Consider the following 26290-nt stretch of genomic DNA (forward strand, 5'->3'; position numbering starts at 1 on the left):
GCGGCTCACCTCAGCTTGGGGTCGAGGGCGTCGCGCACCGCGTCGCCGAGCATGATGAACGCGAGGACGGTGACCGCGAGCGCGGCCGAGGGCCACAGCAGCGCGTGGGGGGCGTTGCGGATGTACGGGGCCGCGGCGGAGATGTCGATGCCCCAGGAGACGCTCGGCGGCTTGAGGCCGACGCCGAGGAACGACAGGGTCGCCTCCAGCGCGATGTACGTGCCGAGCGCGATGGTGGCGACGACGATGACGGGCGCGACGGCGTTGGGCGCGATGTGCCGCAGCAGGATGCGGGCGGGGGAGGCGCCGAGGGCGCGGGCGGCCTGGACGTAGTCGTGCTGTTTCGCGGTGATCACCGAGCCGCGGGCGATCCGGGAGATCTGCGGCCAGCCGAGCAGCACGATGAACCCGATGACGGGCCAGACGGTGTTGCTGGTGATCACCGAGAGCAGTACCAGACCGCCGAGCACGACCGGGATCGCGAAGAAGATGTCGGTGATCCGGGACAGCACCGCGTCCCACGCCCCGCCGAAGAACCCGGCGAGCCCGCCGAGGACGCTGCCCAGGAGGGCGACCCCGAGGGTGGCGCAGATACCGACGGTCACCGAGGTCCGCGCCCCGTGCACGGTGCGCGTGTACACGTCGCAGCCCTGGCCGTTGTACCCGAACGGATGGCCGGACTCGGCGCCGTCCTGGGCCTTGGCGAGCTCGCAGTGCAGGGGGTTGCCGGAGGCGATCAGCGAGGGCCAGATCGCGATGACGACCAGGAACAGGATGACGAGCGCGGAGAGGAGGAAGACGGGGTTGCGGCGCAGGTCGCGCCAGGCGTCGGACCACAGGCTCCGCGCCTCCTCCTGCCCGGTCCCGTCCGGCGCGGGCTGCTGTCCCAGGGGCTTCCCCTCATCGACGGCGAAAGCCATGGCACCGCCTATACCGGTCGCGGCGACGGCACCGTCCACGGCGGCGTGGTCCCCGCCCGGGACGTACGGGCGCTCCGGCGGCCGCGGCTGCTCGGGCCGCTCCGGCTGCTGCGGCTGCTGCGGCTGCTCGGGCCGCTCCGGCTGCTGCGGCTCAGGCATAGCGGATCCTCGGGTCGAGTACGGCGTACAGGAGGTCGACCAGCAGGTTGGCGATCAGGAAGACCAGCACCAGGACGGTCACGAAGCCGACGACGGTCTGGGTGTTCTGGCGGAGGATGCCCTGGTAGAGCTGATAGCCGACGCCGTGGATGTTGAAGATGCGCTCGGTGACGATGGCTCCGCCCATGAGCGCGCCGATGTCCGTGCCGATGAAGGTGACCACGGGGATCAGGGAGTTGCGCAGCAGATGCCGGACGATCACCCGGCGGCGGGGCAGGCCCTTGGCGACGGCGGTGCGTACGTAGTCGGCGCGGGCGTTCTCGGCGATCGACGTACGGGTGAGCCGGGTGACGTAGGCGAGGGAGACGGACGCCAGCACCAGCCCGGGCACGATCAGTTCGTCGAAGGGGGCCTGGGGCGACACGGACGGTCTGATCCAGGACCACTGGACGCCGAGCAGCAGCTGGAGCAGCAGACCGGTGACGAAGGTCGGGACCGAGATGACGACCAGGGTGACCAGCAGGACGGCCGTGTCGACGGGCTTGCCGCGGCGCAGTCCGGTGACGACGCCGAGGAGGATCCCGATGGCGATCTCGAAGACGATCGCGACGATGGTCAGCCGGATGGTCACCGGGAACGCGGCGCCCATCAGCTCGGTGACGTCCTGGCCGTTGAACGCGGTCCCGAAGTCGCCGGTGAAGACGTTGCCCATGTAGGTCAGGTACTGCCGCCACACCGGCTGATCGAGCCCGAACTCGTGCCGCAGCTGTGCGGCGGTGGCGGGGGCGCACTGCCGGTCCCCGCACAGGCCGGCGATGGGGTCGCCCATCACGTTCACCATGAGGAAGATCAGCAGGGTGGCCCCGACGAAGACGGGGATCATCTGGAGCAGGCGGCGGAGGACGTACCGGCCCATGGGCGCTCAGCCGACCTTGATCCGGTCGTAGACCGGGACGCTGAAGGGATTGAGGGTCACGTCCGACAGCCGTTCCGAGTGGCCCGCGCTGCCGTTCTGGTACCAGAGCGGGATGGCGGCCATGTCGTCCCGTACGACCTCCTCGGCCTGCCGGAACTTGTCGATGGCCGCAGCGGTGTCGGACTCGGCGTTGGCCTGGTCGACGAGCCGGTCGAACGCGGGGTCGGACCACTTGCCGTCGTTGGAGGAGGCGTCGGTGTAGTACAGCGGCTGGAGGAAGTTCTGGATGAGCGGGTAGTCCATCTGCCAGCCGGCCCGGAACGGCCCGGTGAGGCTTCGCTCGCCGATCTGGTTGCGGTAGTCGGCGAAGGTGCCGACCGGGTTGCCGACGCAGGCCTTGTCGTCGTCGAGGGCGTTGTTGACGGAGTTGCAGACGGCGTCCACCCACTCCTTGTGGGAGCCGGAGTCGGCGTTGTACGTGATCCGCACCTGGCCGCCGGGCAGTCCGCCGCCCTCCTCGATCAGTCGCTTCGCGGCCTTCGGGTCGTACACGCAGGCGTCGCCGCACAGGCCGTCCTGGTAGCCGCCGTCCTCGCCGAGGACGGGTGAGGTCCAGTCGGTGGCGGGGGTGCGGGTGCCGCGGAAGATCGTCTCGGTGATCTGCTCGCGGTCGATCGCCCGGGAGAGGCCCTCGCGGACCTTCTCCTTGCCCTTTCCGCCCCAGTTCTTGTCGTAGTGCGGGAAGGCGAGGGTCTGGATGATGCCGGCGGGGGTGTTGATGTAGCGGTCGCCGAGGTCGGTGTCCACGTTCTTCAGCTGGGTGGCGGGGATGTCGTCGACGAGGTCGAGGTTGCCGGCCATCAGATCGGTGTAGGCCGTGTTGTTGTCCGTGTAGACCAGCAGGTCCACCCCCTTGTTCCGGGCCTTGTCGGCGCCCGGGTACTCCTCCCAGCGGCGCAGGGAGAGCTGGGCGCCCTTGGTGTAGGAGTCGACGGTGTACGGGCCGTTGCCGACGGGCTTGTCCAGCCAGGCGTCGTGGTCGTCGAAGAAGGCCCGGGGCAGCGGGGCGAAGGCGGCGTAGCCGAGGGTGTCGGGGAAGGTCGAGAACTTCTGGTCGAGCCTCACCGTGAAGGTGCGGTCGTCCACCACGTCCAGCCCGGACAGCGTGTCGGCGCTCTGCTCGCTGCCGTCGTCGGGGTGGGTCTTGTCGTAGCCCTCGATGTACTCGAAGAAGTACGCGTTCTTCTGGTTGTTCTTGAGGCTCGCCCCGTAGTTCCAGGCGTCCACGAAGGAGCGGGCGGTGACCTTCTCGCCGTTGCTGAAGGTCCAGCCGTCCTTGACGGTGATGCGGAAGGTCCGCGAGTCGGAGGTCTCGATCTTCTCGGCGAGCATGTCCTCGGCCTTGCCGGTCTCCGGGTCGTACTGCTTCAGCTGCCGGAAGAGCATGGAGAGGACCTTGCCGCCCTGCACCTCGTTGGTGTTGGCCGGCTCCAGCGGGTTCTGCGGGTCACCCCAGGAGGAGGTGAGCACCGCGGCGTCACCGCCGCCGCCGCTCCCGCAGCCGGCCGCCGCGAGCGCCGCCGTCGCCGCGCATACGGCCCATGCGGCCTGCGTGGCTCCCCGCATGGCCTGCCTCCTCCCGTGCGCCGTTCCCCAGCGCCGAGGCACTGGTCCGTCACCGGCCACTATCCATCGATAGCGGACATAGCACACATTTTGCCCGTCTGAACGGGGCGTCCGTCCCCCGTCCGGCGGCACACCCCGGCGACCGGGCCGGACGTGACGTCACCTGGGGCCCAACCGCTTCCGAGCCGCCGCCAGGCCCCCACCAGGGACACTTCACCGGCCTGGACCACTGACCGGCCACCGTCCCCAACTCCCCTGTTTCCGCAGGCCACATGGGACGTCACGCGCCGTTGACGCGCGGAGCGGCGCTGATACAGACTCGTCAGCCCAGGTGGCGTCACCCCCCGGAACAGCCCGATCCAGCAGTGCGAACAGCCGTTACTGTGCGAGCGACGACGCGAGGTCACGACCTATGAGCACCCAAGACCAGCACGGCAGAAAACGCCCGGCCGCACGGATCCCGCGGTTCCGGGCCCCGCGGCTCGCCACCACCGGCGGCTTCGTCGCCGCCCTGGCCCTCACGGCCGCCCTCGCGACGCCGCTCGCCCCGGCAGCCCAGCAGGCCCGGGCGGACGACGGGAAGAAGGTGCTCACCGTCGCGGTCGCGCAGAGCGTCGACTCACTGAGCCCGTTCCTGGCGACCCGCCTGGTCAGTACGAGCATCCTCCGGCTGACGTACGAGTACCTGACCAACTACGACCCCAAGGACGCCCACGCGGTCCCGGGCCTGGCCACCGAGTGGAAGCCGTCCGCCGACAAGCTCACCTGGACCTACAAGATCCGCTCCGACGCCACCTGGTCGGACGGCGAGAAGGTCACCGCCGAGGACGCGGCCTGGACCTTCAACAAGATGATGACGGACGCGAACGCGGCCACCGCGAACGGCAGCTTCGTCACCAACTTCAAGAAGGTGACCGCCCCGAGCCCCACCGAGCTCGTCATCGAACTGGACAAGCCGCAGGCCACGATGACCTCCCTCGACGTCCCGATCGTGCCCAAGCACGTGTGGGAGAAGGTCGGGGACTTCTCGAAGTTCAACAACGACAAGGACTTCCCCGTCGTCGGCAGCGGCCCGTACATCCTCAAGGACTACGAGCCGGACAGCTATGTGCGGCTGGAGGCGAACAAGAAGTTCTGGCGCGGCGCGCCCGAGTTCGACGAGCTGGTCTTCAAGTACTACAAGGACGGCGACGCGGCCGTCGCGGCCCTGCAGAAGGGCGAGGTGTCCTTCGTCAGCAACCTGACGCCCGCACAGGCGGACTCGCTCGAGGGCCAGGACGACATCAAGGTCAACGACGCGCCCGGCCGCCGCTTCCTCGCCCTCGCCGTCAATCCGGGCGCCCGCGCGAAGGACGGCGAGCGCTTCGGTGACGGGCACGAGTCCCTGCTGGACCAGCGGGTGCGGCAGGCACTGTTCCTCGCGGTCGACCGCGAGACCCTCATCGACAAGGTCTACCAGGGCCACGCGGTCGAAGGTGAGGGCTACATCCCGCCGCGCTATTCCACGTACTACTGGAAGCCCTCGGCGGACCAGAAGCTCGCCCACGACCCGGCCGAGGCGGCCCGGCTCCTCGACGAGGCCGGCTACCAGAAGAACAGCGAGGGCAAGCGGGTCGGCAAGGACGGGAAACCGATCACCTACCGCGTCCTGTGCCACGCCACCGACCCCAACGACAAGGCGATCGGCCAGTACCTCAAGGAGTGGTGGGGCGAGCTCGGCATCGGCATGGACCTCCAGTGCCTGGACAACGTCTCCGACCCCTGGCTCGCGGGCACCTACGACCTCGCCTTCGACGGCTGGTCCGTCAGCCCCGACCCGGAGTCGGTGCTGTTCCTCCACACCTGCGACGCCCTGCCCGCCACCCCCGAGGACACCGGCGCCACCGACAACTTCATCTGCGACAAGAAGTACGACGACCTGTACACCCGGCAGCACGCCGAATACGACCCCGCCAAGCGGGCCGACCTTGTCAAGCAGGCGGTGTCGCGGCTGTACGACACGGGGTACATGAACGTCATGGCGTACCCCAACGCCGTGGAGGCCTACCGCACCGACCAGATCGCCTCCATCACGACGATGCCCGAGGGCGCGGGCAACATCTACGGCCAGGACGGTTACTGGAGCTGGTGGTCGGCCACCCCGGCGGACTCCGGCGGTTCCTCGGACGGGGGCGGCTCGGCAGGCGTCATCACCGGTGTGGTCGTGGGTGTCGTCCTCCTCGCGGGCGTCGGCGGATTCCTGGCCATGCGCCGCCGTGCCACCGCAGAGGACCGCGAGTAGCCGATGAACCGACCGCACACAAGTGAATCTCTCCGTTCTTGTCCCGGTACCAGAGCGCCGGGCGGCCGCCCATGACCGCTGACGCAGTATCCGCGCCGGCCGGCCAGGCCGACGGTCCGGCCCCGGCCGCCGCGCCGCCGGTCCGCGGGCCCCGGGCGCGCACCTGGGCCGGGTACCTCCGCTACGGCGCAGGCAAGGTGGGCGGCGCGGCCGTCTCCCTGTTCGCCGTCCTCGTCACCAGCTTCTTCCTGTTCCGGCTGATCCCCGGCGACCCGGTGAAGACCATGACGGGCGGACGCCCGGTGTCCGCCGAGCAACTGGCCGCCCTGCGGCGTGAGTTCGGGCTCGACCTGCCGCTGTGGCAGCAGTTCACGGACTACTGCGGCAAGGCGCTCACCGGGGACCTCGGCACCTCGTACCAGTTCCGGGCGCCGGTCACCGAGAAGATCGCCGACGCCCTGCCGAACACCCTGCTGCTCACGGGCACCGCGTTCGTGCTGTACACGGCGCTCGGCATCGTCATCGGCACCCGCTCCGCCTGGCGCCAGGGACGGCTCGGCGACCGGCTGAACACCGGTCTGGCGCTCACCCTGTACTCCCTCCCGTCGTTCTGGCTGGGCCTGTTGCTGATCATCGTCTTCTCCGTCGGCATGGGCCCGGTCCCCGGGCTCTTCCCGACCGGCGGCATGGAGTCCGGCGGCGAGCAGGGGTTCGCCCACGTCCTCGACGTCGCCCACCATCTCGTCCTGCCGGTACTCACGCTGGTCGCCGTGGAGTACGGGCAGACGCTGCTGGTCACCCGCTCGGCGCTGCTGGACGAGACGGGCAGCGACTATCTGACGACCGCCCGCGCCAAGGGCCTCAGGGACGATGCCGTGCGCCGCCGGCACGCCGTGCCGAACGCCCTGCTGCCGACCGTGACGCTGATCTTCGTCAACCTCGGCCGGACCGTCGCCGGCGTGATCCTCGTCGAGACCGTGTTCTCCTGGCCGGGCCTCGGCGGCCTGTTCTACCAGGCCCTCAGCGTGCCCGACCTGCCCCTGGTCCAGGGGCTGTTCCTCTTCTTCGCCTCGGCGGTGATCGTCATGAACACAGTGGCCGACCTGGTCTATCCGCTGCTCGACCCACGGGTGGGCCGATGACGACCGAAGCCTCTCCCCCGGCCGCACCGGCCGGGCCGCGCGCGCTCGCCCGGCAGCGCCGCCGCCGTGCCGCCGTACGGTTCTGGCGGCAGTACCGCACCCACCGCGCCGGTCTGGTGGGCCTGGCCGCGCTCGCCCTGTTCGCGCTGCTCGCCCTGACCGCGCCCCTGACGGTCGGCTCCGACGTGGCCGGGGTGACCGACGCGCCGGGCCGGCCGATGGAGTCCCCGAGCGCGGAGTTCCCGCTCGGCACCGACCGGTTCGGCCGTGATCTGCTGGGCCTGCTGGTGTGGGGCTCCCGGGTCTCGCTGCTGGTGGGACTGCTGGCGGCCGTGCTGTCGGTGGTGATCGGCGCGCTGGTCGGGATCACCGCGGGACATTACAAGGGCATGTACGCGACGGTGATGATGCGGGTCACGGACTGGTTCCTGGTGATGCCGGCGCTGGTGCTCGCCATCGCGCTCGCCACCGTGCTGCCCCGGTCCCTCGGCACGGTGATCCTGGCCATCGGCGTCACGTCGTGGCCGACCACGGCCCGGCTGGTGCGGGCCCAGACACTGGCGGTGGAGTCCCGCCCGTACATCGAGCGCGCCAAAGCGCTGGGCGCCGGACACGTGCACATCATGACCCGGCACGTGCTGCCCAACGTGATGCCCCTGGTGCTGGCGCAGACCACCCTGATGGTCTCCGGCTCGATCCTCACCGAGGCGACGCTGGCCTTCCTCGGCCTCGGCGATCCCACGGTGGTGTCGTGGGGCGGCATGCTCCAGGACGCGCGCGAGGCGGGCGCGGTCAGCGCCGGCGACTGGTGGTACCTGGTGCCGCCGGGCATCGCCATCGCCGGGGTCGCCCTGACGTTCACGCTCTGCGGCCGCGCGGTGGAGTCCGTCCTCAACCCCCGGCTGGGGGTGGCCCGGTGACGCTGCTGGACGTACGGAACCTGACGGTGACCTATCCCGGTGGGGCGGCCGCGGTACGGGGTGTGGACCTGCGTCTCGACGCGGGCCAGAAGCTCGGCATCGCGGGCGAGTCGGGCTGCGGCAAGTCCACGCTGGCGCTCGCGCTGCTGCGGCTGCTGCCCGCCGGGACGAAGGTCACCGGGGAGATCCTGCTCGACGGCGAGGACGTCCTGACGATGCGGTGGGGGCGGGTACGGGCGGTCCGCTGGGCCGGCGCCTCCATCGTCTTCCAGGGCGCGATGCACTCCCTCAACCCCGTGCACCGCGTCGGCGACCAGATCGCCGAACCGATCCTGCTGCACCGCAAGGAGACCCCCGCCGGGGCCCGCCGACGGACCGGTGAACTGCTGGAGCACGTGGGCCTGCCGGCCGCGCGCGTGTCGGCGTACCCGCACGAGCTGTCCGGCGGGCAGCGGCAGCGCGTCATGATCGCCATGGCGCTCGCCTGCGACCCCGCGCTGATCATCGCCGACGAGCCGACCACGGCCCTGGACGTGATGATCCAGGCACAGATCCTGCGGCTGATCGAACAGCTCGTCGACGAGCAGGACGTCGGCCTGATGATGATCAGCCACGACCTCTCGGTCCTCGCCGACCTCTGCGACCGGCTCGCGGTGATGTACGCGGGCCGGGTGGTCGAGGAGGGCCCCGCCCGCGCGGTCCACGAGGACGCCCGGCACCCCTACGCGGCGGCCCTGTCCGCCGCGTTCCCGCGCATCGGCGACCCGGCCTCCCGGTTCGCCCCGCGGGGCCTGGCCGGTGACCCGCCCGACCCGGCCGCCGTGCCCTCCGGCTGCGCCTTCCATCCGCGTTGCCCGGTGGCCGTGGAGGGCTGCGACACGGTGGACATCGGGCTGCGGGAGGCGGCGCCGGGACGGCTGGCGGCGTGCGTCCACGTACCGGCCGGCAACAGTGCGGACGCGAGGAGCACCCCATGACCACGCCACCACCCCTGCTGAGCGCGCAGGGCCTGCACGTGACGTTCCCCGGCCGGCACGGCGGCCCGCCGGTCCGGGCCGTGGACGGCGTCGAGCTCGACATCCGGCCCGGCGAGATCGTGGCGCTGGTCGGCGAGTCCGGCTGCGGCAAGACGACGCTGGCCCGCTCGCTGCTCGGCCTGGTGCCGCCGACCGCGGGCCGCGTCAGCTTCGCGGGGCAGCGGCTGGAGTACTCCTCCCGGGCCTTGAAGGCGTACCGCAGACGGGCCCAGCTGGTGCTCCAGGACCCGAGCGGGTCGCTCAACCCGCGGCACACCGTGTACGACGCGGTGGCCGAGGGGCTGCGCATCCACGGGTACGCCGGGGACGAGCGGGAGGCGGTCACGCAGGCCCTCTCGCGGGCCGGCCTCCGCCCGCCCGAGCGGTTCCTCCTGCGCTACCCGCACGAGCTGTCCGGCGGCCAGCGCCAGCGCGTGGTGATCGCGGGCGCGCTCGTCCTCGAACCCGAACTCCTCGTCGCCGACGAGCCGGTGGCCTCGCTGGACGCCTCCGTGCGCGGGGAGATCCTGGCCCTGCTGCTGCGGCTGCGCGACGAGCTCGGCCTGGCCGCCCTCGTGGTGACCCACGACCTCGGCCTCGCCTGGAACATCGCCGACCGGGTCGCGGTGATGTACCTGGGCCGGATCGTGGAGACCGGCGACGTCGAGCAGGTGCTGACGGCGCCCCGGCACCCGTACACCCAGGCCCTGCTGTCGGTCCTGCCGGACGCGCCGGGCGAGCCCGTCGTGCTGGCCGGGGAGCCCCCGGACCCCTCCCGCATCCCCACCGGCTGCCGTTTCCAGGCCCGCTGCCAGGTGCTGGCCGGCGGCGAGGCCGAGCGGGCGGGGGTCGCGGACCGGTGCCGCGGCGAGGAGCTGGAGGTGCTGGGCGGAGGCGGCGAGGAGCAGGTGGCCTGTCACTGGGCGCGGGCGCGGGTGACCACCTGACGCCGGGCGGGCCCGGTCCGTACTGACGCCGGGCGAGGCCCGGTCCGCACGGAAGCCACCGAAAAGGCCGGTCCCCGGCACCACCTGAACAGGTGCCGGGGACCGTGCGGGGACGTCCGTCGCGTCACGCCGCGTGCACGACGTCCTTCTCCTCGGCGAAGTGGCACGCCGACTCGTGCGCGGCCGGGGTGTCCGAGCCCTTGAAGCGCTCGGGGACCGCCAGCAGCGGCACCTCCTCGGCGCACTTGTCCTGGGCCTTCCAGCAGCGGGTGCGGAAGCGGCAGCCGGACGGCGGGTTGGCCGGGGACGGCACGTCGCCGGTGAGGATGATCCGGTCGCGGCCCTCACGGGCTTCCGGGTCCGGCACGGGGACCGCCGACAGCAGCGCCTGGGTGTAGGGGTGCGTCGGGTGGTCGTAGATCTCCGCGTCGCTGCCGATCTCGGCCATCTTGCCGAGGTACATCACACCGACGCGGTCGGAGATGTGCCGGACGATCGACAGGTCGTGCGCGATGAAGAGGTAGGAGAGGTTGAACTCGTCCTGGAGCTTCTCCATCAGGTTGATGACCTGCGCCTGGACCGACACGTCCAGCGCCGACACCGGCTCGTCGCAGATGATGATCTCGGGGTTGAGGGCCAGGCCGCGGGCGATGCCGATGCGCTGGCGCTGACCGCCGGAGAACTGGTGCGGGTAGCGGTTGATGTACTCCGGGTTGAGGCCGACCACGTCCAGCAGTTCCTGGACCTTGCGGCGCCGGTCGCCCTTCGGGGCCACCTCGGGGTGGATCTCGAAGGTCTCCCCGATGATGTCGCCCACCGTCATACGGGGGTTGAGCGAGGTGTACGGGTCCTGGAACACCATCTGGATGTTCCGGCGCACGGCCTTCAGGGCGCGCCCGGACAGCTTGGTGATGTCCTGGCCCTTGTAGAAGATCTCGCCCGCGGTCGCCGTCTCCAGCATCATCAGGAGCTTGGCGACGGTGGACTTGCCGCAGCCGGACTCGCCCACGATGCCGAGGGTCTCACCCTGGTAGAGGTCGAAGGAGACCCCGTCCACGGCCTTGACCGCGCCGACCTGCCGCTTGAACAGGATGCCCTGGGTCAGCGGGAAGTGCTTCACCAGATTGCGGACCTGGAGGATCGGCTCACCGCGCTCGACCGGGGCCTCGATGGCGGCCACGGCCTCCTCGTCGGTGGCGGCGTCGACCGTCTCCACCTCGGTGACGTTGGGGGTGGCGTCCATGGACTCGTCCGTCTTCTCCACGTCAGCCATGGATCGTCTCCTTCCAGAAGTGGCACGCGCTGCCGCGGCCGACCAGCTCGCTGCCGTCCCGCTCGGTGACCGGGTGCAGCGGCGGGACATCCGTACGGCAGACGTCCTGCGCCATCGGGCAGCGCGGGTTGAAGGCGCAGCCGGACGGGATGCGGGTGAGGTTGGGCGGCAGGCCCTTGATCGCGTACAGCTCCTGGCCCTTCTGGTCCAGGCGCGGGATCGAGTCGAGGAGACCCCGGGTGTAGGGGTGCGCGGGCCGCTTGTACAGCTCGTGCACCGGGGCGGTCTCCACGATCCGGCCCGCGTACATCACCGCGATCTTGTCCGCGACGTCGGCGACGACGCCGAGGTCGTGGGTGATCAGGATGAGACCCATGTTGTACTCGCGCTGCAGCTCCGCGAGCAGGTCCATCACCTGGGCCTGGACGGTCACGTCGAGGGCCGTGGTCGGCTCGTCGGCGATGATCAGGTCCGGCTCCAGGGCGAGCGCCATCGCGATCATGATGCGCTGGCGCATACCGCCGGAGAACTGGTGCGGGTAGTCCCCGACGCGCTCCTTGGCGGCCGGGATCTTCACCCGGTCCATCAGCTCGATGGCCTTGGCCTTGGCGTCCTTCTTGCTCAGGCCCTCGTGGACGCGGAACATCTCGCCGAGCTGGTAGCCGACGGAGAGCACCGGGTTCAGGGCGGAGAGCGCGTCCTGGAAGATCATCGCGATCTTCCTGCCGCGGATCTTGCGCCGGGCGTCGGCGGACATGGTGAGCATGTCCTCGCCCCGGTACAGGATCTGGCCCTGGGGGATCCGGCCGGGCGGCATGTCGAGGATGCCCATGATCGCCTGGGCGGTCACGGACTTGCCGGAGCCGGACTCACCGAGGACGGCGAGGGTCTCGCCCGAGTTCACGGTGTAGTTGACGCCGTTGACGGCCTTGGCCACGCCGTCACGGGTGTGGAACTCGACGTGCAGGTCGCGCACTTCGAGCAGCGGCGTGGAGCCGTCGGCCGCGCCCCGTGGTTCGGGCACGTTCCTGGTCTTGTCGATGGTGGTCACGTACGCCCTCCTCAGCGCAGCTTCGGGTCGAGGGCGTCGCGGACCGCGTCGCCGAGCATGATGAACGCGAAGACCGTGAGGCTGAGCATGCCCGCCGGGAACAGCAGTGTGTGCGGGTTGTCCCGGATCACCTTGCTGCCCTCGGAGATGTCGATGCCCCACGAGATCGTCGGGTCGCTGAGGCCGAGGCCGAGGAACGACAGCGTCGCCTCCGCCGAGATGTAACCGCCGAGGGCGATCGTGGCCACGACGATGGTCGGCGCGATGGCGTTCGGCATCACATGGCGGAACAGGATCCGCGAGGTGCCGGCGCCGAGCGCCCGGGCCGCCGTCACGTAGTCCGCCTGCTTGGCGGTGATCACGGAGCTGCGGGTGACGCGCGCGATCGAGGTCCAGCCGAGGAAGGCCAGGGCCAGGATGACCACGTACACCTTGCGCTCGGTGAAGGCGTTCAGGACGACCATCGTGCCCAGCAGGAACGGAATGCCGAAGAAGATGTCGGTGAGCCGGGAGATCACCGAGTCGACCCAGCCGCCGAAGTAGCCGGCCAGCATGCCGAGCAGGGCGCCGACCAAGGTGACCACGGCGGTCACGCCGACGCCGACCAGGATGGAGGCCCGGGTGCCGTGGACGACACGCGCGTAGATCGAACGGCCCTGCTGGTCGTAGCCGAACCAGTCGGGCTGGAAGAAGTGCGTCAGTTCCGGCTTGGACAGGTAGTGGTTGACGAGGTCGCCGTCGCGCGGGTCGACGCTGGTGAACAGGCCGGGGAAGGCGGCGATCACGATCAGCAGGAAGAGCAGCACCGAGGACACCCAGAACATGGGGCGGTGCCGCAGGTCGTACCAGGCGTCGCCCCACAGGGAGCGGGGCTTGTCGCTCTTCTTCTCGTCCTGACCCGCCGGAACCTCGACGGCCGGAGGGGCCACGGCGTCCAGGAGCGCCTCGTCGGTGGTCTGGGCCTTGGTCACGTCAGGCATACCGGATCCTCGGGTCCAGGACCGCGTACAGCAGGTCGATGAGGAGGTTGATCAGAAGGATGACGAGGACGAGCACCGTCACCACACCGGTGACCGTGGAGCCCTCGCTCGTCTGGACCGCCCGGTAGAGGAGGTTGCCGACACCCTGGATGTTGAAGATGCCCTCGGTGATGACCGCGCCGCCGATGAAGCCGCCGACGTCGGTGCCGACGAAGGTGACCACGGGGATCAGCGAGTTGCGCAGCAGGTGGACACCGATGATGCGGCGCCGGGGCAGGCCCTTGGCGAGCGCGGTGCGCATGTAGTCGGCCCGCAGGTTCTCCGCGAAGGTCGTACGCGTCAGCCGGGCCACATAGGCCATGGACAGCATCGCGAGGACGAACGCCGGCAGGAACAACTGCGAGAAGCTCGTGGAGTCCTGGACGTTGGGCGGCAGCCAGCCGAGTTCGTCGGCGAAGATGAACCGGGCGATGAAGCCCAGGACGAAGACCGGGATGGAGATCACGGTCAGCGTGAAGATCAGCACCCCGGTGTCGGCGGCCTTGCCGGCCCGCAGACCGGCCCACGCGCCCAGGCCGACACCGATGATGATCTCGATGGTGATGGCCAGCAGCGTCAGCCGCAGGGTCACGGGGAAGGCGTCGGACATCAGGTCGATGACCGGGCGGCCCGCCAGGTTCTTGCCGAAGTCTCCCTGGAGGAGGTTCAGCATGTAGTGGACGTACTGCTCCAGCACCGGCTTGTCGAAGCCGTACTCGCGCTTGATCGCGGCGATCTGCGCGGGGTCGGGAGCCTTGTCCCCGTAAATGGCCCGGACCGGGTCACCCGGCAGGATGTGGACCATGAGAAAAATCAACAGAGTTGTCCCGATGAAGATCGGGATCATCTGGAGCAGTCGCCTGGCGGCGTAGCGCCCCATCTTGCGCCTCCATGCCGTGAGGGGTCGGCGAGGCCTGCGCACTCATCTCTACCGCAGGTTGGGGGGGTGAGGTGGAGGCCTGTGCCAGCGGACCGGTGCCGCCTCTCCCCCGTCGGAAGGGGCGGCACCGGTCTTCGGTCGTTTTCTTACTTCTGCTTGACCTGGACCTGGTCGAAGATCGGGTCACCGTCCTGGCCATAGGGAATCTTGCCCAGGATGTTGGTCGACTGACCGCTGTTGACCTTGTAGAACCAGAGCGGAATGGCCGGCATGTCCTTGGCGAGGAGCTGCTCCGCCTCCTGGTACAGCTTCACGGTCTCGTCGATCGAGCTGGCCTTGTCGGCCTCGGAGCTCAGCTCGTCGAACTCCTTGTTGGAGTAACCGCTGGTGTTACCGGCCGCCGTGGTGCCGTACAGGTCGCGCATGAAGTTCGAGTTGACCGGGTAGTCGAGCACCCAGCCACCGCGGTACATGGACTTGACCTCGTCGTTGTCACGGGCGTCCAGGTCGGCCTGGAAGGTCGGCTTCGGGTCGCCGACGCAGTCCACGCCGGTGGACTTGCGGATCGAGTTGCAGACCGCGTCGACCCAGGGCTTGTGGTCCTGGTCGGCGTTGTACTGGATCTGGATCTTGTTGCCCGGAACGCCGCCGCCTTCCTGGATCAGCTTCTTGGCCTGGGCCGCGTCGAACTTGACGATGTCGCCGAGCGCGCCCTTCTTGTAGCCGAGAACGCCGGGGGCGACGTAGGAGTCCGCGGGCGTACGGGTGCCCTGGAGGACGGTCTTGGTGATCGTCTCGCGGTCGATCGCCATGGACAGACCCTGGATGACCTTGGGGTCGATGTCCTTGAAGGTCTTGGTGTAGAACGCCGGGACGATCGACTGGACGGCCGAGTACTCCTGGTCGATGGCGCGGTCGCCGAGGTCCGTCTTGTAGTTCGTCAGCGCGGTGGTCGGGACCTGCTCGATCCAGTCCACGTTGTTGGAACGCAGGTCGGAGTACGCGGCGTCGGCGGTCGTGTAGTTCTTGAAGTCGATGCCGCCGTTCTTGGCCTTGTTCGGGCCCTTGTAGCCGTCGAACTTCCGCACCTTGATGAGCTTGTTGTGCTCCCAGGACACGAACTTGTACGGGCCGTTGCCGATCGGGTTCTCGCCGTACTTCTCCGGGTCCTTGAAGAAGGCCTCGGGCAGCGGGGCCCAGACGTCGTAGCCCAGCTTGTACGCGAAGTACGACACCGGCTGCGTCAGCTTGACGGTGAAGGTGGTCTCGTCGACGACCTTCAGACCCGACATCTTGTCGGTCTTGGGGTCACCCTTCTCCGGGTGCACGTCCTCGTAGCCCACGATGTCGGCGAACCAGCTGGAGTTGGTCTGGTTGTTCTTGATGTTGGCAGACCAGTTCCAGGAGTCCACATAGGACTGGGCGGTGACCGGGGTGCCGTCGTGGAACTTCCAGCCCGCCTTGAGCTTGACGGTCCACTCCGACGAGTCGTCGTTCGGGGTGACCGACTCGGCGTTGACGTACTCGAGCTCGCCGGTGCCGGGCTCGTAGTCGACCAGGCCCGCGAAGATCGTGCGCAGCACGCGGGAGCCCTGGCTCTCCTTGGCGTTGGCCGGCTGCAGCGGGTTCTGCGGCTCGCTCAGCTGCGCAGTGACGATGCCGTTCGGGTCGGCCTTCCCCTTGTTCATGTCGTCGCTGCCCGTGTCATCACCGCCGCCGCAGGCGGTGGCGGCCAGAGCGACGACGATTGCCCCCGCGACCCACTTGGCGCTCCTGGCACCGCGCATGGGTTCCTCCTATGAGTCCATTGGTTCACCGCAAAGGGGGCACAAGACAAGCCACCGCCACCGCCCGTCGCCGGTGCCGGAGATAGTCAGATGCCCCCGCGCTCGTGAGTCGGCGCCGCCGGCGCGTGACCCGTTCAGTCGAGCTCTACGCGCCTAACTATCTGCCATGCGCCCAGGTCGAACCACACCCTCGAGGTCTCGGTTCGATCACAGCTGACGTATACATCTTCCAAAATCCGGACAAACGTCTTGGTGAAAGATCCCTGCGAAACGGACTTGTTACACATCTACCGGTGACAGCTGTCCGAATAGCGGACACATGGCGGGGAAAAAGTGATTGCGAGGAATGCGCCCCGCCATGCAAGGTGCGATAGAGCGGGACGCCTCTGAGCGATGGCCGCGCGCGGAACAGCCGCGCTGTACGTGCGTCCGGCAATGGGGTGCTGTGCGCCGAGGGCGACACAGCAGGCGCACAGACACGGACGGCGCGGCGCGACCGGACGGACGAGCCATTTCCGCAGCAGGGTAGTGGGAACGGACACTTCCGGCAGCCCGTCTCGGACAAGTGAAGGGTTTTCCCTACTCTTTCTTTCCGCTTCCTTTTCCGGCTCTTGTGAGCTCTTGTGACCCCTTGTTGGGCTCTTGTGACAGAAACGGCACCGGGCACCCCGCTGAGCGGGGTGCCCGGTGCCGTGGTGCGGGATCCGTGGACGCGTCAGCCGTGCTTGGCGCGGCTCGCGGCGCGGGCGCGCTCACGGGCGTCCAGGTTCACCTTGCGGATGCGCACGGCCTCCGGGGTCACCTCGACGCACTCGTCGTCGCGGCAGAACTCCAGGGACTGCTCCAGCGACAGCTTGCGCGGCGGCACGATGGACTCGGCGACGTCAGCGGTGGAGGACCGCATGTTCGTCAGCTTCTTCTCCTTGGTGATGTTGACGTCCATGTCGTCGGAGCGCGAGTTCTCGCCGACGATCATGCCCTCGTACACCTCGGTGCCCGGCTCCACGAACAGCACGCCGCGCTCCTGGAGGTTGGTCATCGCGAAGGCGGTGACGGCGCCGGAGCGGTCGGCCACCAGGGAACCGTTGTTACGGGTCTGGAGGGTGCCGAACCAGGGCTCGTGGCCCTCGTGGATGGAGTGCCCGATGCCCGTACCGCGGGTCTGGGTCAGGAACTCCGTACGGAAGCCGATGAGGCCGCGGGACGGGACGACGAACTCCATGCGGACCCAGCCGGAGCCGTGGTTGGACATGTTGTCCATCCGGCCCTTGCGGACGCCCATGAGCTGCGTGACGGCGCCCATGTGCTCCTCGGGGACGTCGATGGTCATGCGCTCGACGGGCTCGTGGACCTTGCCGTCGATCTCCTTGGTGACCACCTGCGGCTTGCCGATGGTCAGCTCGAAGCCCTCGCGGCGCATCTGCTCGACCAGGATGGCGAGCGCGAGCTCACCGCGGCCCTGGACCTCCCAGGCGTCGGGACGCTCGGTCTCGAGCACCCGGAGGGAGACGTTACCGATCAGCTCGCGGTCCAGGCGGTCCTTGACCTGGCGGGCGGTGACCTTGCGGTCCTTGACGGCCGACTTGGCGTCGGCGCCCTTGCCGGTGCCGCCGCGGCCGACCAGCGGGGAGGTGTTGGTGCCGATGACCATGGAGATCGCGGGCTCGTCGACCGTGATCAGCGGCAGCGCGACCGGGTTCTCCGGGTCGGCCAGCGTCTCGCCGATCATGATGTCGGGGATACCGGCGACGGCGCAGATGTCACCCGGGCCGGCCTTCTCGGCGGGCTTGCGGGTCAGCGCCTCGGTCATCAGCAGCTCGCTGATGCGGACGTTGCTGACGGACCCGTCGCGCTTCATCCACGCGACCGTCTGGCCCTTCTTCAGCTCGCCCTGCTGCACGCGGAGCAGCGCGATACGGCCGAGGAAGTTGTCGGCGTCCAGGTTGGTGACGTGGGCCTGGAGCGGGGCGTCCTCGTCGTACGTCGGGGCCGGGATGTGCTCCAGGATCGTGGAGAAGAACGGCTCCAGGCTGGTGGAGTCGGCGGGGACGGTGCCGTCCGCCGGCTTGGTGAGGGACGCCACACCGTCGCGGCCGCAGGCGTAGACGATCGGGAACTCGATCTGGTCCTCGTCGGCGTCCAGGTCGAGGAAGAGGTCGTACGTCTCGTTGACGACCTCGTCGATCCGGGAGTCCGGGCGGTCCGTCTTGTTGATGCACAGGATGACGGGCAGGCGCTGCTGCAGCGCCTTGCGCAGCACGAAGCGGGTCTGCGGCAGCGGGCCCTCGGAGGCGTCGACGAGCAGCACGACACCGTCGACCATCGACAGACCGCGCTCGACCTCACCGCCGAAGTCGGCGTGGCCGGGGGTGTCGATGATGTTGATCGTGATGGGCTCCCCGCCGTCCTTGGGGTGGTACTTCACCGCCGTGTTCTTGGCGAGGATCGTGATGCCCTTCTCACGCTCCAGGTCGTTCGAATCCATCATGCGGTCGTCGACCGAGTCGAGCTGGTGGGCGGCGAAGGCACCGGCCTGCTTCAGCATGCCGTCGACGATGGTCGTCTTGCCGTGGTCGACGTGGGCGACGATGGCGACGTTGCGGATGTCGTGGCGCGTGGCCATAAGTACGCGTACTCCCGGAGTGGTGAGGAATGCCCGGCGCGTACGTCAGTGGAGCGCGGGCCCTGCCGGGCTCAACATGCCACGGCCTCACCCCATGGTACGGGGCCGCTCCCGTGGCGGCTCGCCGGGCGTAAGGATCACCGTTCCCGGACTGCCGGGGAGTCTGCCCCGCAGGAACGACGGGCGGCCCGAAGGGCGAGGCCGTCACCGCCGACGGGCTCCTGGCAGGAGAGGACCCCACCGATGTCGACGGTCCAGTTCCTCGCGTGGCCCGTGGTGGTCACCGCACCGGAACAGGTGTAGCGGAAGTCACCCTCCCATTCCCGCACCCCGGCGTACTCCACGAACTCTCCGGGCCCGGTGACCTCGACCCGACCGCCGTCCAGCTTCGGTGCCGCTAGGCGCACGTCGGTGAAGGCGTAGGTGTCGCCGCCCGCTTCCGCCAGGGTCCGGGCGTCCGAGTCGATCTCCCCGATCCTCTTGCCCAGCGAGAAGAGGACCTCCGCCGCGGGCACGGCCGGCCCCTCGGCCCGTACGGCCGGCCGCGGGGTGTACACCCGCTCCATCGGCGGGTTCGACGCGTCTTCGGCCCCGACTCGCCGGACCTCGGAGGCCCCGGTCAGCCGATCCGTCCGCCGGACGCCGGTCCACGTGAACGTGCCGTCGGCGCACGCCTTCACCACGGCGTCGGCGCTCTTGCCGCCGCTCTCCGGCTCGTCCTTCCTCTCGCCGGTGCAGGCCGCGAGTCCCGCCGTCATCGCCACCATGGCCAGTCCCGCCGCCCAGGTCCGTCGTGCCGTACCCCGCATGATCGGTGCCCCTCCCCCGTGGTGAGGACGCGGTCGACGCCCGCACCGTGATCACTGCTGTACTCAGGGTGCGGGCGCCGGGCGGGGACATCAAGGAGTTTGAGCGCTCCCTGAGGTAGTGACGGCCTGACGGGGTACGGCCCCGCTCAGCCGCCCGGCGACGACTTCGCCGCCTTCTTCAAAAACCCCATGTCCTCGTACACCGGCGTGCGCAGGCCGAAGGCGCCCGCGTTGGCGAGGCCGACGCGGGCGGCCATGAGCTGCGGGCGCTGGTACAGGGGGATCGAGCCGGCCGCGGCCCAGATGCGGGCGTCCGCCTTGCGGACCAGGGAGACGGCCTCTTCCTCGTCGAGCGTGGTGACAGCCTGGTCGAAGAGCTGGTCGACCTGGTCGGTGCCGACGCGGGTGTAGTTCTGCTCGACGTTCAGGGAGCCGTCCGCCGCCGGGACCGGCTTGGCGTGGATGGGGCGGGCGTCGGTGGCCGGGTAGGCGGAGGCGGGCCAGGAGTAGAGCGCCAGGTCGTACTGGCCGTTCGCGACATGGTCCTTGAAGTAGCTGTCGTCGGGAACCTTGACGATCCGGGTACCGATGCCGACGCGCGCCAGCATGCGGGAGATCCGCTCACCGACCGTCCGCAGGGTGCCGGAGCCCGGCCCGGACGGCAGGACGAAGCGCAGGCTGAGCGCCTTGCCCTTCTTGACGAGCGGACGGTCGTCCGGGGCACCGGCGGGCGCGGCCGTGCCCTTCGGGGCGTACGCGCCCGGCACCCCGCCCTGCTGCGCGTGCTCGCGCGGGAACCTTCGGCCGTCCCCGGCCAGGTGCCATGCCGATTCGTCGTCCGCCGTCCACCGGCTCGTTTCCCGCTCGCCGCCCTCGCCGACGCCCGGCTTGTCGTCCTCGCCGACGATGTACGTTCCGTCGTCGCCCTCGGAGCCTGCGGTACCTCCGGTGTCTCCTGTGTCTCCCGTGTCTCCCGATTCACCGGTTCCCTCGGCTGCCTTCTTCTCGTTGTTCTCCTCGTTTCTCTCCTCGCTCTTCTTCCCGTTCTCCTCCTCGACCGGACCGCCCCGCGCCCATCCGGCGTCGGCGAGCAGCGACCTGGCCTCCTTGGCGTTCTCGCCGCCGAGGGCTCCGCTGTTGTCCGCGTACGCCGCCTGGCCGGCGAGGGCGAGGTGGCTGCCGACGGGCTCGGCGGGCAGCCCGAGCGGCTTCAGCACCAGGCTCGCGAGCTCCTTCCGGTCGAGGGAGCGGGCCACGGCACGACGCACCCGCTCGTCGGCGAGAGGGCCCTCGGCACCGTTGAGCGCAAGCTGGGTGTGAGCGGGCTCCAGCGACTTGCGGACGGCGAAGCCGCGCAGGGCGGACTGCTGCCGGGCGTACCGGACGAGGGCCTTCCGTCGCTTCTCGCGGAGACGGGCCTCCCTGACGGCGGCCTGTTTGTCGGACCCGTGCGCTACCGCCCAGGAACGCAGGGCCGCAGCGGGGGTGAGTTCCGCCCTGGTCCCCCTGGTCCCCTGGAGCACGGCCTTGTCATCGCCCGCACTCGCACCCGGCTCCGTGCCCTTGCCCGTCTCCTTGTCCCTGCCCGTCTCCTTGCCCCTGCCCGCGCCTCCGCCCGCCGCCACGGCGACCCGTCGGGCCTCCTCCGGGCCGATCTCCGCGAGGTCGACCTCGCCGCCGAGAAGCGCCTTCATCCGCTCCTCGCGGGGCACGGCGCGCAGCACCAGCCGCTGAAGCTTGGCGACCCGGCCCCACCAGCGCGGGTTGCGGACGAGGGTCACCTCGCCGTGCTCGCGGTCGACGCCCTGGAGCGCGAAGGGCCCGGCGGTGACCTTCAGCTTCCGCCGCACCCCGTCGTTGAAGGCGTCCGGCGTCCCGGTCACCTGCTTGGGGTACAGCGGTGAGAACAGTGACTTCCAGTCCGCGTACGGCCTGCCGAAGGTGACCCGTACCTCCAGGTCGCTGGCGCCGCGTTCGACCTTCTGGATCCTGTCGTACCCGGCGTTGCGGGCCGTCCAGTACGCGGAGTCCTTCCCGGACAGGGCCCGCCACTGGGCGGCGAAGTCGGCGGCCCCGATCTCCCGGCCGTCGCTCCAGACCGCCTGCTGGTGGAGCTTGTAGACCACCACCTGCTTGGGTTCGCGCTCGACGAGCCTGGCGGACTCCAGGTAGTCCGCGTTCCGCTCCGGCCGCCCGTTCGCGTCCATCCGGTACAGGGACGGCAGGACGGCCTGGGCGACCCGGGACGTGGTGGCGTCGGCGTCCGCCTGGAAGGTGTTGAAGGTCTCCGGGGCGGCGTCGACGGCCCATCGCAGGGTGCCCCCGTCGGCGATCCGGCCCCGGCTCGCGGGGGCGACGTCCGGCCCGGCGAGGGACCGGCCGGCCTGGTCCTCCTCGCTGCACGCGGTCAGCAGCGGCACCGCGAGCAGCCCCGCGGCGAGGAGCACCACCGAACGCGACACCGCGCGTGGTGACGCGCTCGGTCCGACGCCGTCGCGGACGTGGGACATCACTGCAACCTCCTCGCTCCGCCGGACCTGCCGCGGAAGACTCCCGTCCCGCCTGATCTGCATACGTTCCGATCACGTTGTGATCAGACGGATGGGCTCACTGACGGGCCCACTGAAGAGGAAAGGGTTCTTCTTCGGCGGGCGACACGGCGGCCGGCCGGCCCGACACCACCCGTGTGGCGCAGCGCACCGAGGCTCGCGCCCCCGCCCGCCCGCTCACACAGGACGTCCGTATCCCCCACGCCGTACACCGGCCCGCCCGACCGTGGATTTCCGCCGTACCGGCGCATTCGGCGGCCCGCGAGCCACCAATCCGTGCACACGCCTTCACAGACCGTCGTGTGACGCGCGACACTCGCAGGCGCATGAACGGTGCCGCCTTGGGACCCCGCGCCTGCGGAAGTGAGGGCAAGCCATGTCCGTTCACGACGACCTGACGTCGGTCCAGCGCTGCCTGGACGACCTGTTCCGGACGGTCGGCCGCCTGGAACAGCAGCTCGGCGGCGGACTGGAGATGCGCCGCGTGCGCACCGACGCCGACCATCTCCGCGAGAGCGTCGCCCTGCTGCGCGAGGCCGCTCCCACCCTGTCCCCGACCCGGCGCCCCGACCTCGTCTCCATCCCCGACACGCCGTACGACAGCTCCTTGTGGACGGACTCGGACGACGAGGGCCTCGGCGGCCGCGACCGCCGCGCACCGTGAGCCCGCTCGATCAGACCACCCGCCCGCCCCGACCGGAGTCATAAGTTGGCCACTGGTACGGAACCCAAGACGAACAGCGATTCGAGCAGCGAGACAAGCGGCGATACGCGCCGCGGCGGCGTGCGCGCCGGTACGCGCGCCGCGATCGCCGCCCCCCATCTGCGCACCGACCGCTGGTGGCTGGCGCCCGCCGTCACCGCCGCCGGCCTGCTGGCCTTCGTCGTGTACTCGACCTGGCGGGCCTTCGCGAACGAGTACTACTACGCGGCCCCGTACGTCTCGCCCTTCTACTCCCCCTGCCTGGCGGAGAACTGCGCGCCCATGCACGCGGGCCCCAACTGGGAGATCCTGGGCGGCTGGTGGGGCCTCTCCCCCGCCCTCATCATCCTAATCTTCCCGCTCGGCTTCCGGCTGACCTGCTACTACTACCGCAAGGCCTACTACCGCGGCTTCTGGGCCTCGCCCCCGGCCTGCGCGGTCGCCGAGCCGCACAAGAAGTACACCGGCGAGACGCGCTTCCCGCTCGTCCTGCAGAACATCCACCGGTACTTCTTCTACGCGGCCGTGCTCGTCGCCGGGATCCTGACCTACGACACGGTGCTCGCCTTCCGCGACGAGAACTACCAGTGGGGCCACATGGGCCTCGGCACGCTGGTGTTCCTGCTGAACATCGTGCTGATCTGGGCGTACACGCTCTCCTGCCACTCCTGCCGACACATCGTCGGCGGCAAGCTCAAGCACTTCTCCAAGCACCCCGTGCGCTACCGGATGTGGCAGTTCGTCGGGCGGCTGAACGCCCGCCACATGCTGCTGGCGTGGACGTCGCTGGTGAGCGTGGCGCTCGCCGACTTCTACGTCTATCTCGTCGCGTCCGGTGCCTTCGACGATCCGCGCTTCTTCTGAACGACGAACGAAATGACCTGACGAAATGAGTGGGGCCTTCTGATGTCCGTGGTCGACCGGCAGGAGTGGGACGTCGTCGTGGTCGGTGCCGGCGGTGCCGGGCTGCGCGCCGCCGTCGAGGCACGCGAACGCGGTGCCCGTACGGCCGTGATCTGCAAGTCGCTGTTCGGCAAGGCGCACACCGTGATGGCGGAGGGCGGCATCGCGGCCGCCATGGGCAACGTCAACAGGGGCGACAACTGGCAGGTCCACTTCCGGGACACACTGCGCGGCGGCAAGTTCCTCAACCAGTGGCGCATGGCCGAGCTGCACGCCCAGGAGGCGCCCGACCGGGTGTGGGAGCTGGAGACCTGGGGCGCCCTGTTCGACCGTACGAAGGACGGGCGGATCTCTCAGCGCAACTTCGGCGGCCACGAGTACCCGCGCCTCGCGCACGTCGGCGACCGCACCGGCCTGGAGCTGATCCGCACCCTCCAGCAGAAGATCGTCTCGCTCCAGCAGGAGGATCACCGGGAGACGGGCGACTACGAGTCCCGGCTGAAGGTGTTCCAGGAGTGCACGGTCACCCGGATCCTCAAGGACGGCAGCCGGGTGTCGGGCGTGTTCGCGTACGAGCGCGAGACCGGCCGCTTCTTCGTGCTGGAGGCCCCGGCCGTGGTGGTCGCCACCGGCGGCATCGGCAAGTCGTTCAAGGTCACGTCGAACTCGTGGGAGTACACGGGCGACGGGCACGCGCTGGCGCTGCTCGCCGGGGCGCCGCTGCTGAACATGGAGTTCGTGCAGTTCCACCCCACGGGCATGGTCTGGCCGCCGTCGGTGAAGGGCATCCTCGTCACCGAGTCGGTGCGCGGGGACGGCGGGGTGCTGCGCAACTCCGAGGGCAAGCGGTTCATGTTCGACTACATCCCCGACGTCTTCAAGGAGAAGTACGCCGAGTCGGAGGACGAGGGCGACCGCTGGTACGAGGACCCGGACCACAACCGGCGCCCGCCCGAGCTGCTCCCCCGCGACGAGGTCGCCCGCGCCATCAACGCCGAGGTCAAGGCGGGCCGCGGCTCCCCGCACGGCGGGGTCTTCCTCGACGTGTCCACGCGTATGCCCGCCGAGGTGATCAAGCGCAGGCTGCCGTCGATGTACCACCAGTTCAAGGAGCTCGCCGACGTCGACATCACGGCGGAGGCGATGGAGGTCGGGCCCACCTGCCACTACGTGATGGGCGGCATCGCGGTCGACTCGGACACGGCGGCTGCGCGCGGGGTGCCCGGCCTGTTCGCGGCCGGTGAGGTCGCGGGCGGGATGCACGGCTCCAACCGGCTGGGCGGCAACTCGCTGTCCGACCTGCTGGTCTTCGGACGGCGGGCCGGTCTGCACGCGGCGGCGTACGCGGCAGAGCTGCCGGACCGCCCCCCGGTGGACGACACCCAGGTCGACTCGGCCGCCGCGGAGGCGCTGCGCCCCTTCTCCGCCGAGGGCCAGACGGCCGGCTCCGAGGCCGGGCGCCCGCCGGAGAATCCGTACACCCTGCACCAGGAACTCCAGCAGACCATGAACGACCTGGTCGGCATCATCCGCCGGGACGGTGAGATGCGCGAGGCCCTGGAGAAGCTCGCGGACCTCCGGGTGCGGGCGCGCCGGGCCGGCGTCGAGGGCCACCGCCAGTTCAACCCGGGCTGGCACCTCTCGCTGGACCTGCGCAACATGCTGCTGGTCAGCGAGTGCGTGGCCCGCGCCGCCCTGGAGCGCACCGAGTCGCGCGGCGGCCACACCCGCGAGGACCACCCGTCGATGGAGCGTGAATGGCGCCGGATCAATCTGCTCTGCTCCCTCACCGACCCCACGGACGGACTCGCGGCGACCGACCCGGTCCGCGGCCAGATCACCCTCACCCGTGAGACCACCGAACCCATCCGCCCCGACCTGCTCGCCCTCTTCGAGAAGGAGGAGCTGGTCAAGTACCTCACCGAAGAGGAGCTCTACGAGTGAGCAGCAGCTATCAGGCCCGCTTCAAGGTGTGGCGCGGGGACACCGGGGGCGGCGGCCTGACGGACTACGCGGTGGAGGTCAACGAGGGAGAGGTCGTCCTCGACATCATCCACCGCCTCCAGGCGACCCAGGCCCCGGACCTGGCCGTCCGCTGGAACTGCAAGGCGGGCAAGTGCGGCTCCTGCTCGGCGGAGATCAACGGGCGCCCGCGGCTGATGTGCATGACCCGGATGTCGGTGTTCGACCGCGAGGAGACGATCACGGTCACCCCGCTGCGCGCGTTCCCGGTCGTACGGGACCTGGTGACGGACGTGGGCTTCAACTACGACAAGGCCCGTCAGGTCCCGGCCTTCGTCCCGCCCGCGGACCTCCTCCCCGGCGAGTACCGCATGCAGCAGGAGGACGTGGACCGCTCGCAGGAGTTCCGCAAGTGCATCGAGTGCTTCCTGTGCCAGGACACCTGCCATGTCGTCCGCGACCACGAGGAGAACAAGCCGGCGTTCGCGGGCCCGCGCTTCCTGATGCGGGTCGCGGAACTGGACATGCACCCCCTGGACGCGGCGGCCGACACGGGCCTGGACCGCAAGCGCACCGCCCAGGACGAGCACGGCCTCGGCTACTGCAACATCACCAAGTGCTGCACGGAGGTCTGCCCCGAGGGCATCAAGATCACGGACAACGCCCTGATCCCCCTGAAGGAACGAACCGTCGACCGCAAGTACGACCCGCTGGTCTGGCTGGGCTCGAAGATCCGGAGGCGCTCCTCGGCGGGCTGAGCGTCCGGCTCCAGGACACGTCCCCCGGATATGTTTCCGGACACGT

At 69.8% G+C, this 26290-nt stretch carries 20 protein-coding genes; 9 read left to right on the forward strand and 11 right to left on the reverse strand.

Features of this window, described 5'->3' with window-relative positions:
- Window positions 1–5: 5 nt before the first annotated feature.
- The 3 genes from IE242_RS02705 to IE242_RS02715 are packed head-to-tail and all read right to left on the reverse strand — an operon-like array spanning window position 6 to window position 3621.
- On the reverse strand, window positions 6–1079 hold the full coding sequence (locus IE242_RS02705; protein WP_373299433.1) for an ABC transporter permease: 1074 nt from the start codon (window positions 1077–1079) through the stop codon (window positions 6–8).
- A complete protein-coding gene (locus tag IE242_RS02710) occupies window positions 1072–1995 on the reverse strand; it encodes an ABC transporter permease (protein ID WP_189854868.1) in 924 nt (307 codons plus the stop codon). The genes IE242_RS02705 and IE242_RS02710 overlap by 8 nt, the downstream gene beginning before the upstream one ends.
- Window positions 1996–2001: 6 nt before the next feature.
- Window positions 2002–3621 carry a peptide ABC transporter substrate-binding protein gene (locus IE242_RS02715; RefSeq protein WP_189854869.1) on the reverse strand — a complete coding sequence of 540 codons (1620 nt, stop codon included), beginning with the start codon at window positions 3619–3621 and terminating at the stop codon, window positions 2002–2004.
- A 412-nt stretch (window positions 3622–4033) separates the two neighbouring features.
- On the opposite strand from IE242_RS02715, the gene IE242_RS02720 reads away from it, so the two are divergent.
- The 5 genes from IE242_RS02720 to IE242_RS02740 all read left to right on the forward strand — a co-directional run bounded on the left by IE242_RS02720 (window position 4034) and on the right by IE242_RS02740 (window position 9927).
- Window positions 4034–5902, forward strand: coding sequence for an ABC transporter substrate-binding protein (locus tag IE242_RS02720; protein WP_189854870.1), 1869 nt, complete (start codon window positions 4034–4036; stop codon window positions 5900–5902).
- 71 nt (window positions 5903–5973) lie between these two features.
- A complete protein-coding gene (locus IE242_RS02725; RefSeq protein WP_189854871.1) occupies window positions 5974–7044 on the forward strand; it encodes an ABC transporter permease in 1071 nt (356 codons plus the stop codon).
- Window positions 7041–7964 carry an ABC transporter permease gene (locus IE242_RS02730; RefSeq protein WP_189854872.1) on the forward strand — a complete coding sequence of 308 codons (924 nt, stop codon included), beginning with the start codon at window positions 7041–7043 and terminating at the stop codon, window positions 7962–7964. The genes IE242_RS02725 and IE242_RS02730 overlap by 4 nt, the downstream gene beginning before the upstream one ends.
- Window positions 7961–8941 (forward strand): ABC transporter ATP-binding protein, encoded by a 981-nt coding sequence (locus tag IE242_RS02735; protein WP_189854873.1) that lies wholly within the window; start codon window positions 7961–7963, stop codon window positions 8939–8941. Before IE242_RS02730 ends, IE242_RS02735 begins: the two co-directional genes overlap by 4 nt.
- A complete protein-coding gene (locus IE242_RS02740) occupies window positions 8938–9927 on the forward strand; it encodes an ABC transporter ATP-binding protein (protein ID WP_189854874.1) in 990 nt (329 codons plus the stop codon). Before IE242_RS02735 ends, IE242_RS02740 begins: the two co-directional genes overlap by 4 nt.
- 124 nt (window positions 9928–10051) lie before the next feature.
- Here IE242_RS02740 and IE242_RS02745 read toward each other — a convergent pair whose 3' ends face one another.
- The 8 genes from IE242_RS02745 to IE242_RS02780 form a co-directional block, all read right to left on the reverse strand.
- The gene (locus tag IE242_RS02745; protein ID WP_189854875.1) at window positions 10052–11200 is read right to left on the reverse strand and encodes an ABC transporter ATP-binding protein; all 1149 of its coding nucleotides are present in this window, start codon (window positions 11198–11200) and stop codon (window positions 10052–10054) included.
- Window positions 11193–12251 carry an ABC transporter ATP-binding protein gene (locus tag IE242_RS02750; protein WP_189854876.1) on the reverse strand — a complete coding sequence of 353 codons (1059 nt, stop codon included), beginning with the start codon at window positions 12249–12251 and terminating at the stop codon, window positions 11193–11195. The genes IE242_RS02745 and IE242_RS02750 overlap by 8 nt, the downstream gene beginning before the upstream one ends.
- 11 nt (window positions 12252–12262) lie before the next feature.
- A complete protein-coding gene (locus IE242_RS02755; RefSeq protein WP_189854877.1) occupies window positions 12263–13231 on the reverse strand; it encodes an ABC transporter permease in 969 nt (322 codons plus the stop codon).
- Window positions 13224–14150 carry an ABC transporter permease gene (locus IE242_RS02760; protein WP_189854878.1) on the reverse strand — a complete coding sequence of 309 codons (927 nt, stop codon included), beginning with the start codon at window positions 14148–14150 and terminating at the stop codon, window positions 13224–13226. Before IE242_RS02760 ends, IE242_RS02755 begins: the two co-directional genes overlap by 8 nt.
- A gap of 146 nt (window positions 14151–14296) precedes the next feature.
- Entirely contained in the window at window positions 14297–15937 is a 1641-nt protein-coding gene (locus IE242_RS02765; protein WP_189854879.1) for a peptide ABC transporter substrate-binding protein, read from the reverse strand.
- A gap of 715 nt (window positions 15938–16652) precedes the next feature.
- The gene (gene typA / locus IE242_RS02770; RefSeq protein ID WP_189854881.1) at window positions 16653–18560 is read right to left on the reverse strand and encodes a translational GTPase TypA; all 1908 of its coding nucleotides are present in this window, start codon (window positions 18558–18560) and stop codon (window positions 16653–16655) included.
- Window positions 18561–18697: 137 nt separating this feature from the next.
- A complete protein-coding gene (locus IE242_RS02775; protein ID WP_189854883.1) occupies window positions 18698–19369 on the reverse strand; it encodes a hypothetical protein in 672 nt (223 codons plus the stop codon).
- 146 nt (window positions 19370–19515) lie between these two features.
- Complete coding sequence (locus tag IE242_RS02780; protein WP_189854885.1) at window positions 19516–21879, reverse strand: ABC transporter family substrate-binding protein; 2364 nt, start codon at window positions 21877–21879, stop codon at window positions 19516–19518.
- Between the two features lie 415 nt (window positions 21880–22294).
- Between IE242_RS02780 and IE242_RS02785 the strand changes: the two genes are divergently transcribed.
- The 4 genes from IE242_RS02785 to IE242_RS02800 are packed head-to-tail and all read left to right on the forward strand — an operon-like array spanning window position 22295 to window position 26244.
- On the forward strand, window positions 22295–22582 hold the full coding sequence (locus IE242_RS02785; RefSeq protein ID WP_189854887.1) for an Rv0250c family protein: 288 nt from the start codon (window positions 22295–22297) through the stop codon (window positions 22580–22582).
- Window positions 22583–22627: 45 nt separating this feature from the next.
- Window positions 22628–23485, forward strand: a complete 858-nt coding sequence (sdhC, locus tag IE242_RS02790) for a succinate dehydrogenase subunit SdhC (protein ID WP_373299435.1) — start codon at window positions 22628–22630, stop codon at window positions 23483–23485.
- A 42-nt stretch (window positions 23486–23527) separates the two neighbouring features.
- Window positions 23528–25468 (forward strand): fumarate reductase/succinate dehydrogenase flavoprotein subunit, encoded by a 1941-nt coding sequence (locus IE242_RS02795; RefSeq protein WP_189854889.1) that lies wholly within the window; start codon window positions 23528–23530, stop codon window positions 25466–25468.
- Entirely contained in the window at window positions 25465–26244 is a 780-nt protein-coding gene (locus IE242_RS02800; protein ID WP_189854891.1) for a succinate dehydrogenase/fumarate reductase iron-sulfur subunit, read from the forward strand. Before IE242_RS02795 ends, IE242_RS02800 begins: the two co-directional genes overlap by 4 nt.
- The last annotated feature ends 46 nt before the right edge of the window (window positions 26245–26290 follow it).

Source organism: Streptomyces poonensis, assembly GCF_014650915.1.
GTDB classification, from domain to species: domain Bacteria; phylum Actinomycetota; class Actinomycetes; order Streptomycetales; family Streptomycetaceae; genus Streptomyces; species Streptomyces poonensis.